Below are 9789 nucleotides of genomic sequence, written 5' to 3'. Positions count from 1 at the left end.
CGCACCATGAGTCGGCAGCTTCTCGAAGCCGTACTGCAGCACCTTCTGGTTCCGTGAACCCTTCAGCACGGAAGCAACCAGCGCTACGCCGTACCGTTCCCGCATCCGGTGGATGCAGGAGAAAATCTTCTGCGCATCCACAGTCATATCCACCAGCTCACGCTCATCGGTGCAGGAGCTGCAAATCCCGCAGGGCTTGTCCCCGTGGTCTTCGCCGAAATACTCCAGCTGCGCACTGCGCAGACAACGGGTGGTGTAGCAGTAATCAATCATCTGCTGAAGCTTGCGGTATTCATTGGCTTTGCGTTCAGGATCCTGGGGATTCTGCTCGATCAGGAACTTCTGTGTCATAATGTCCTGTGCACTGAACAGCAGGATACATTCACTTGGCTCCCCGTCCCGGCCGGCACGTCCGGCCTCCTGGACATACGCCTCCATATTCTTCGGCATATTGTAGTGGATGACATAACGTACGTTGGATTTGTCGATCCCCATCCCGAAGGCATTCGTCGCTACCATGACCCGGATATCATCATAAAGGAACTTCTCCTGGCTGTCCGCCCGCTCCTGGTCGCTCATTCCGGCATGATAACGTCCCGCGGCGATTCCCGAGGCCTGCAGCCTCTGGTACAGATCGTCGACCTCCTTGCGGGTTGCAGCATATACAATCCCCGGCTGGTGGGAGTGGCTGGCAGTATAATCGAGTACAAACTCGCGTTTGTTCTCTCCCCGCAGCACCGACATCGCCAGATTGTCCCGGCCAAGGCCGGTCATGAACACGCCGGGCTGGCGAAGACGCAGCAGCCGGACCATATCCTCCATGACCTCAGGCGTTGCCGTTGCCGTAAAGGCGGCGAGAATCGGCCGCTGCGGCAGCTCCTCCACAAACGGCGATACCGCAAGATAGCTGGTACGGAAATCATGCCCCCACTGCGAGACGCAGTGCGCTTCATCCACGGCGACGCAGGAAATGGACAAGCCTGCCATCTCCAGGCGGAACCAGTCCAGCTCCAGCCGCTCCGGCGCAACATACAGCAGCTTAAGCTCGCCCCGGCGCGCGGCGCGGATCCGTTCATTCACTTCTTTACCGCTCAGGGTGCTGTTAATATAGGCAGCCGGTATCCCGGCTGTTGTAAGGGCGTCCACCTGATCCTTCATCAGCGAAATCAGCGGTGAAATGACCAGCGTCAGCCCCGGCATCAGCAGCGCCGGAACCTGGTAGCAGATCGATTTGCCCCCGCCGGTCGGCATGATACCCAGCGTATCGCCGCCTTCCAGCAAATGCTGCACGATTTTTTTTTGGCCATCCCGGAAATCGGGATAACCGTAATATTTTTGCAGTTCAGCCTGCGCCTGTTCCATAGTAGGTGCTTGCATCTTCATCTCTATCATAACTCCTAAAAGTTTTGTTGACATATGCTTCTGAGGAAACGCTTCGCAACAAAACTAGCTTCGGAAGCATACACATGTTTCTTTCTTTAGTTTACCGGGCAACCGGGTATTGAGCAACCGCAGGAAGGAGAAATGAGCTCTTTCTCTTTACGGGTTCCATATTCCAATTACATAAAAAAAGCCGTTCCAAGCAACACTTTATAGTGATCTTCTAAACTGTCAGTCTAAGGAGGCGGCCGACCTGCAAGCTTGGAAAGAAAAGTATGCTACATATGTGCAAAAGCAGCAGTCCTGCCCACCGCCCGCTCCCGGCTCTGACAGCCTGAGCCATAGCCTGGCAGACAATCTGGAGTCTTTGCTGACTCTACTGGGCCAAAGCGGCGACCTGGTGGTCCGTGATTTTCTGCTATTCGGAAAATATCAGGCCTCAATGGTCTTCTTCTCCTCGATGGTCAGCCAGGAACAAATTCAGGAGCATATCCTGAAGCCGCTGATGGCCCGGCCTTCGGGACATCCCGCCTTTACGGACAATCTTGCGGATATGGTTCATTATATCTGGAATACTGCTGTTCAAGTAACACAGGGAACTACGGAGCAGATAATCTCCTCCCTGCCGCCAGCCATCGTCAAGGGTGAGCTGGTCCTGCTGATTGAGGGAGTGGATGAGGCCCTCCTGCTTGATATGCGGAAGATTGACATGCGCGGTGTAGAACAGCCGCAAACGGAGCAGGTGATCCGCGGACCGCGGGAAGGCTATGTGGAAAAGCTGGAGAACAACCTCGCACTTCTGCGCTACCGGCTGCAGAGTACGGATTTCCGCATCGAGATCAGCCCGCTCGGGACCCGGACCCAGTCACGGGTGGCCCTATGCTACTTAGACAGCTTAGCCGATCCGCAGCTTGTAGCCGAAGCCATGCGCAGAATCTCAATTATTGATACAGACGGTATTATTGATGCCGGATATATCGAGCAGTTTATTGAAGACCAGCCCCTCTCCCCCTTCCCGCAGGTACAAAGTACGGAGCGGCCGGACAAAACGGTGGCTGCGCTTCTTGAAGGGCGGGTGGCAATACTTGTTGACGGCTCACCGTTTGCCCTTGTGGTCCCCGCCCTGTTCAACCAGTTTTTCCAGACCGTCGATGACTACACCGAGCGCTTTATTATGGGCAGCCTAATCCGGCTGATCCGGCTGGTCGCATTATCGTTCTCCTTGTTTTTCCCTGCCATATATGTCTCCGTCATTTCCTTCAATCCGGAGCTGATGCCCACCGATTTCGCCGTCGCAATCTCAGGGGGCCGGGCAGGAGTGCCTTTCCCGGCGGTGATTGAGGTGCTGATTATGGAGGTGTCGATGGAGGTGCTGCGGGAAGCGACCATCCGCCTGCCTCAGATGATCGGCGGAGCCTTGTCCATAGTGGGTGTACTCGTCATCGGCCAAGCTGCAGTAGCTGCCGGGCTGGCCAGTCCGATCACTGTCGTCATTGTCGCACTCACAACCATCGGATCCTTCGCTACTCCGGCCTACAACGCCGCGATAGCACTGCGGATGCTGAGATTTCCGCTGATTATTCTGGCCGGGATGTTCGGGATGTACGGGGGCATGATCGGCACGATCCTGATTATCAACCATCTGTTGTTTCTGGAGTCCTTCGGTGTGCCTTATATGTCCCCGTTTATTCCCGGTAAATGGCGCGACTGGAAGGACACGCTCGTGAGGGTGCCTCTATGGTGGATGCGCCGCCGCCCCAGCTTTCTGCATGTTCAGGACAGCTCCAAACTTCCCGCTTCCATTCCGGGAGCCTATGCAGACCAGATTCTTCAGCAGGGAGGCGAAGCGGATGAACACCCCAAGGCAGATCACAACACTGCGGGCGGCAGCCGTAATCAGTAGCACAATTATTGGTGTAGGGATTCTGAGCTTTCCCCGTTATATGGCTGTTGCCGGAGGCAGCAGTGCTCCCTTTGTTGCCTTCTGCGGTATCGTTATTTCTTTCATCAGCTTCTGGCTGCTGGCTTCACTGTGCCGTCGCTTTCCCCGGGAGCCGCTGTTTGTCTTCAGCCGGCGTTTACTCGGGCGCCCGCTCGCATTCGTATTCACTTTGCTGATTTTTCTGATCTTCACCCTGCTCACCGGCCTTACCGTGCGCCAGTTCGGAGATGTAGCTACTACTGTGCTGTACAAGAAAACGCCAATTGAAGCAACGATCTTCCTTATGCTGCTAATCTGCCAGCTGTCGGCCAGAAGGAGTATCATCAAGTTTTCGTATATTCATTTCTTCTATCTGCCGCTGATTATCGGCCCGACTGTTCTTATCACCCTGATTTCCATGCGGAATATCGATTGGCTGAATCTGCAGCCGGTGCTTACGATGCCCTCGGTTTCGTTTTGGAGAGGCGCCCGGGAAGCCAGCTACCTGTTTCAGAGCTCTTTTGTGATCATCCTGCTGGTTCCGTATATGCAAAAACCGAAACAAGCAGTACGTGCAGGCGCACTGGCGATTGCCGTTGCCGGCCTCCTTTATCTGCTGATCGTCATAGCTTCGGTAGGATTGTTCGGCTCGGAAGAGACTAAGCTGCTGCTCTACCCGACACTGGAATCCGCCCGCTCAGCAGCCGTCGGCGAAGGGTTTCTGGAACGGCTGGATGCACTGTTTATCGTCCTGTGGGTCATTTCAGTCTATACCACTGTTTACACCACCTATTATTTAGCAGCCGTCCTGCTGCAGAATTTGTGTAACTTCCAGGATCAGCGGAGTACCTCTACCGTGCTGCTGCCTCTGGTCTTTATCATTGCCATGCTGCCATCCAATGTTTTTGAGACCTACACCTGGTCGCTCACCTTAGGGAATGCTTCTCTGGTGGTATTGACCGGATATGTAGCTCTGCTGTGGGCCTTGTTCCTGTTCCGCCGGTTCCGAAAGAAAGGAGCGTCAGGATGAAGCTGCTCCGGAGGTTTCTCTTAACAATTGCAACGTTAATCATGTCTTCCCTGCTTCTGGCAGGCTGCTGGGATCAGGTTGAAATTGAGGACCGCGCACTGGTGCTTGGACTGTCCATTGATGCAGCTTCTCCGGAACAGGCGGCACAAGAGGAAAAGGTCACTCATCTGAACGAAGACCGTCTGCCGAAAGAATACATCACGGTAACTGCACAAATCGCCGTCCCGGGCCGTGTACCGCTGGGTCCGGGGAGCGGGAGTTCAAGCGGCGGCTCCAAGACAAGCCCGGTTTGGGTGGTTACCGTGGTGGGCCACACGCTGGATGATGCGATGAATAATCTGCAGCAGCAGATCGCTGATCCCCGTTATCTCGTACATCTGCGGGTGATCATTATCAGCGAAGAGATTGCCCGGGGAAGGATGGAAGAGCTGAATGATTATCTGCGGCGCAATCCCGAGATCAGGCGCAGAACCTGGCTGCTGGTCTCTGAGGGCAAAGCTTCGGTATTCATGGATGTAGATCCTCCTTTGCAGAGGGTGCCTACCCTTTATATCCTGTCCATGATGGAAAAGGCTGTGACCAGCGGGAAATTCCCCCGCGATTATCTCGGCACGTTCTGGTCTGCAGATTCGAAGTTGGGACAAAGCGCCTATCTGCCTTATGTAGCACTGCGTAACAAAGAGAACATTCTCATTAACGGCCTGGCTTATTTTAGCGGCAATCAAATGGTCAACACCACGAAGCCGCTGGAAATCGGCGCATTCATGGCGGTCCAGGGAATAGACCCTGGCGGCTATTCGACCTTGTTCACCACCAAAAACATGGGTATCGTGATGATCAATACCAACCGCCGCTTTACAAAGGTATCCAGCACCATTCAAAACGGCAAACCTCGCTTTGTGTATGAGCTTTTTTTGGAGGGGGATTTGGATGAGCACTTTGACAGCAAACAGCCAGTCAATTCCTCTGCCGCACTGCATGAGATCGAGCTGGAGTTCAATGAGCAACTACAGGGTGTTGTCAGTGGTCTGATCCGGCACACCCAGGCTGACCATTCCGATATTTTCGGGATGGGTGAAATCATCCGGGCCCGCCACCCGCAGTACTGGAAGCAGCATATTCATGAGAAAAAGGACTGGGAAGAAATCTATAGCGGGATTCAGGTGGAGGCTAAGCTGCACATACATTTGCAGCGGGTAGGACTAAAAGAAAGGTAAAATAAAGCCCTTCAAAGGGGGAATATCGTTGATCCGATTATTATCCTGGAGCATTATGGTTCTGCTGTTTGCCGGACTGGTGCTGCTGGCCGTGGACCGGAACATCTACAGGACAAGCGGCTGGGCCCGGGAACATAGGTTTACGTCCATCCTGGGCTGGAGCTACACCGTTGCAGCTTTGCTGATCCTGACCGGTCTGCTGATTTATTTGTAGTACCTCCTTCAGCCGGGAAGCCCATGTGCCACCCGCTCCATAGTATTTCTTTACCGCCCATGGTATATTGAGGAGTACTCTATTATAGGACGGAGAATGTATGCATGAACACGAGAAGAAATCCCAAAGAGGCGTCCAAGCGTGGCGCTAAACCCGGAGCCTCCAACCCATCACAGTCTAAACCAGGTGCAAGAAGCCATTCTAATAAACCCGGCGGCAAGCTGGGCCAAGCCGCAAAAGCGAAAACTCCGGTTCCAGTCAAAACCTACGCCGTAGCTGAGCCTGCCGAGCTGCTCCCTTTTCTGCTGAAGACCCTTGCAAGCCGCGGACGCAATTCCATTAAATCGCTGCTAGCCCGCGGACAGGTATCGGTGAACGGCAAAGCCGTTACCCAGCATAACTTCCAGCTCCATCCTGGTCAGACAATAGCTATCGATTTGGAGAAGCAAGTGCAGGCCAAAGAGATGGTCGGACTGACTATCGTCCATGAGGATGATGACCTGATTGTGATTCAGAAGGATGCCGGACTGCTGTCAATCGCCACCGGTGAAGAAAATGAACAGACGGCATACCGCCAGCTGATGGAGCATGTCCGCCTTACGAATCCGCGCAACCGTATTTTTGTAGTGCACCGGCTGGACCGCGACACCTCCGGCGTCATGATGTTTGCCAAAAGCGAGCAGATTCAACAGAAGCTGCAAAATACGTGGAAGGATACAGTGAAGGAACGCTCCTATGTGGCACTCGTGGAAGGCGCAGTAAAAAAAGCTGAAGGCACAATCAGCTCCTGGCTGAAAGAAACCTCCACGCTCAAAATGTATTCCAGCCCCCACGAGGGCGACGGCCAGCATGCCGTGACCCATTATAAGCTGCTCCAGGCGAACCGCCATTTCTCGCTGCTGGAAGTACGGCTGGAGACCGGGCGCAAAAATCAGATCCGCGTACATCTGGCGGATATCGGCCATCCCATTGCCGGAGACAAGAAATACGGTGCACAAACCAAAGCTGTCGGCCGGCTGGGCCTGCATGCCCGTGTCCTCTCTTTCATTCACCCGACAACCGGAGACCTGCTGACCTTCGAGAGCCCGATTCCAAAAACATTCCTGAAGTACACCGCACCTGCACCGACGAACTAGTGTTATGGACTTCAATGATTACAAAAATAAGGGGTGTCCCTGCAGCTTCGCTGCTCGGGCACCCCTTGCCTGTATGTGGAACATTTTCACTCCTTTTTGCATCATGGTACAATAAAGAGAAATGCCGAGAAGGTGCGCACTTGTTCCACCCTACTGTTTTTGACAATATTAAAGTTTCCCTTGAGAACCAGCTGTACGATTATGACAATCTGGATGGAGTACTTATCATTACGGACCGCACCGACCTGCTCAATCTGGCGCTGATGTCCAGGGAATTCGCGTTGTCGTTCAAACTGAGCGGCGGCTTCAAAGTAACTTCTGAGGTTGTGCTCCTCTCGTCGGTGAAGGATTTGAGCGATGAAATCCTGGAAACCCCGGGCAGCGATCCCGGCTGCAGTCTCCTGCTCCGCTTTTATATGGAAATTGAAGATGTACCGCTTCAGTGTCCGGCGATTGAACGCATTCTCTCCGGCATCTGGGGGCCTGATCTGAAGCCTGAGCAATCACTCAGCTTCCGTTATGGTGCAGAAGGCGACACTTACCACAACTGTATCCAGCTGACGTTTAACCGTCAAATTACCGAAGCGCAAATGGAAGACATTCCTGACCTGCTGAAACATCTGCTGCAAAGTGCGGAAGAGCTGGAAGGGGTATAAACTAAGAATGGGGTGAGCCTTTAGCCATGAACTTCCTGCCGCCTGTCAAAAGTAATTCCTGGTTCCGCTGGATGGCCGTTTACGGCGTCCTGCTCTGGCTGCTGCTGCTTCTGCACCGTTTTTTGCTGCTGGGAGAACCGTTTAATGCGCTGATTGCCCTGCGTTTTGCCCTTCTGGCCCTGGTCGTTTCCGGTCTGATCCATTTTTTGGGCTGGCTCGGTGCCCGGCTGCTCTGGATTTGCTCTACGGCCGGAGTTATTCTAGGGTTTGTTGTAATGGCCAGCTATACGTACAGGGATATGTCCGGCTGGGAGGATCTGGCGGGATTTCTGTCCTTCGGCATGTCCATGCTGGGAGGGTTCGTCCTGGGTCTGGCTGCTGAAGGAGTATATCTGCTGATCAAACGCCGGCGTCAGGTGTAAACCAGCCTTTTTATGCATTAGCGTCTGTTACAGGACTACAAGATGAGGTGATCAAAAGCCATGTCCACTTCCTTTCTGACCAAAAATGCGCTTGCCCATTCGTTAAAACAGCTGATGGAGCACACCCCGCTGAACAAAATTACCGTCAAGCATCTGGTCGACGATTGCGGGCTGAACCGTCAGACCTTTTATTATCATTTTCAGGATATCTTCGACCTGCTGGGCTGGATTTACCGGACAGAAGCAGTGGAGAGCATTGCCAAGTACCGCAGCTACAGTACATGGACAGACGGCTTTTACCGGATCTTCTGTTATATCGAGAGCAACAAAGCCTTCTGCTACAACACATTGGATTCGCTCGGCAGAACCCATCTGGACGCCTATCTGTATGATGTGACGAATGACCTAGTAATGGGTGTGATTCAAGAGCTGTCGGCCGGAATGGAGGTCAGCGGTGAGGATAAGCGGTTTATTGCCAACTTCTATACCCTGGCCTTTACAGGTCTTGTCATTCAATGGATGCGCGGAGGCATGAAGGATCAGCCGAAACATATCATTGAACAGCTCAGCGTACTGATTGAGGGCAACTTCACCAGAGCGCTCCATAAATACGAGAAAAAGCTGACGTAACCTTGGGGTGCGCAGCTTTTTAAATATAAAAATTTATTTGTCTTACGCAATAAATTATCCTTCTATTTCTCGCAGAAACGGATAACGCCTCATAAAGGACGGCTATGCGTTTCAACTTGTTGTCAAATAACTATACACTTTCTGCCAAATGACCAAAATTTATACACTCCGGCGGTTTTGATTATACCTTATGTGCTACCCGTGTATTACATTAGGGACAGCAACAGAGCTAACAGTAATCAGCAACCCTATGGAGGCGACTTTTGTGAAAAAAGAGTACGGTAACCAGCAGGTTTATTTTGTCGGCGGCGGAATTGCATCCCTTGCAGGTGCGGTTTACCTCGTCAGAGACTGTGATTTTCCCGGACAGAACATTCACATTATTGAGGAGATGACAATCCTTGGCGGCAGCAATGACGGCGCAGGCGACGTGGAGCACGGGTATGTTATCCGCGGCGGACGGATGCTTAACGATGAAGCCTACGAGAATCTATGGGAGCTTTTAAATACAATCCCGTCTATTGACCATCCGGGACAATCGGTGCGGGAAGAAATCATTGCCTTTGACAACGCTAACCCGACTCATTCCAATGCGCGTCTGGTCGACAGCAAAGGCGAGGTGCAGGATGTTTTGTCGATGGGCTTCGATATGGCAGACCGGCTGGCGATGGGCAAGCTGATCATTACGCCGGAAGAGGCCATGGGCAAGGCGCGGATCAACGACTGGTTCGGCCCGCACTTTTTCAAAACAAACTTCTGGTACATGTGGGCTACCACCTTCGCCTTCCAGCCATGGCACAGTGCGGTCGAGTTCAAACGGTACATGCTCCGCTTCATGCATGAATTCCCGAGAATTCAAACCCTGGAAGGGGTTACCCGCACGCCGTACAACCAATATGATTCCATCATCCTGCCGCTGCATAAGTATCTGGAGCCATTCGGTGTAGACTTCACCCTGAAATGTACCGTAACCGATCTGCAGTTCAAAGACGGCGACGGCATTACGGTTACTGGGATGAACGTGTCCCGCCAGGGTGTGCCGGATGTTATTGAGGTGCACGAAGGCGACCTCGTCATTGTCACCAACGGCTCAATGACCGAAGGCTCCAGCCTCGGATCGATGACCTCAGCTCCCCGCCTGAACGGCAAAGGAAGCTCCTGGAAGCTGTGGGAGAACATCGCC

10 protein-coding genes are annotated in these 9789 nt (G+C 53.1%); 9 read left to right on the top strand and 1 reads right to left on the bottom strand.

Annotated features, from left to right (window positions below; all coding sequences use genetic code 11):
- Nucleotides 1–1383 (bottom strand): DNA helicase RecQ (gene recQ / locus AQR02_RS03005; protein WP_245237064.1); only part of this gene is annotated, 1383 nt, incomplete at its 3' end.
- Between the two features lie 283 nt (nt 1384–1666).
- Here recQ and AQR02_RS03000 point away from each other — a divergent pair.
- The 9 genes from AQR02_RS03000 to AQR02_RS33440 form a co-directional block, all read left to right on the top strand.
- Complete coding sequence (locus tag AQR02_RS03000; protein WP_245237063.1) at nt 1667–3283, top strand: spore germination protein; 1617 nt, start codon at nt 1667–1669, stop codon at nt 3281–3283.
- Nucleotides 3231–4331 (top strand): GerAB/ArcD/ProY family transporter, encoded by a 1101-nt coding sequence (locus tag AQR02_RS02995; protein ID WP_054939328.1) that lies wholly within the window; start codon nt 3231–3233, stop codon nt 4329–4331. The genes AQR02_RS03000 and AQR02_RS02995 overlap by 53 nt, the downstream gene beginning before the upstream one ends.
- Nucleotides 4328–5548, top strand: a complete 1221-nt coding sequence (locus AQR02_RS02990; RefSeq protein WP_054939327.1) for a Ger(x)C family spore germination protein — start codon at nt 4328–4330, stop codon at nt 5546–5548. Before AQR02_RS02995 ends, AQR02_RS02990 begins: the two co-directional genes overlap by 4 nt.
- 28 nt (nt 5549–5576) lie before the next feature.
- A complete protein-coding gene (locus AQR02_RS02985) occupies nt 5577–5762 on the top strand; it encodes a CLC_0170 family protein (RefSeq protein ID WP_054939326.1) in 186 nt (61 codons plus the stop codon).
- Nucleotides 5763–5866: 104 nt separating this feature from the next.
- On the top strand, nt 5867–6898 hold the full coding sequence (locus tag AQR02_RS02980; RefSeq protein WP_082451599.1) for an RluA family pseudouridine synthase: 1032 nt from the start codon (nt 5867–5869) through the stop codon (nt 6896–6898).
- 140 nt (nt 6899–7038) lie between these two features.
- A complete protein-coding gene (locus tag AQR02_RS02975) occupies nt 7039–7554 on the top strand; it encodes a hypothetical protein (protein WP_054939325.1) in 516 nt (171 codons plus the stop codon).
- A 71-nt stretch (nt 7555–7625) separates the two neighbouring features.
- Nucleotides 7626–7976 (top strand): hypothetical protein, encoded by a 351-nt coding sequence (locus AQR02_RS02970; RefSeq protein ID WP_209444117.1) that lies wholly within the window; start codon nt 7626–7628, stop codon nt 7974–7976.
- 60 nt (nt 7977–8036) lie between these two features.
- Nucleotides 8037–8606 carry a TetR-like C-terminal domain-containing protein gene (locus AQR02_RS02965; protein ID WP_054939323.1) on the top strand — a complete coding sequence of 190 codons (570 nt, stop codon included), beginning with the start codon at nt 8037–8039 and terminating at the stop codon, nt 8604–8606.
- Between the two features lie 265 nt (nt 8607–8871).
- A partial coding sequence (locus tag AQR02_RS33440; protein WP_245237062.1) for an oleate hydratase occupies nt 8872–9789 on the top strand: 918 nt, incomplete at its 3' end.

Source organism: Paenibacillus ihuae (genome assembly GCF_001368795.1).
GTDB classification, from domain to species: domain Bacteria; phylum Bacillota; class Bacilli; order Paenibacillales; family Paenibacillaceae; genus Paenibacillus_AQ; species Paenibacillus_AQ ihuae.
This window is presented reverse-complemented; position numbering and strand designations above follow the sequence as displayed.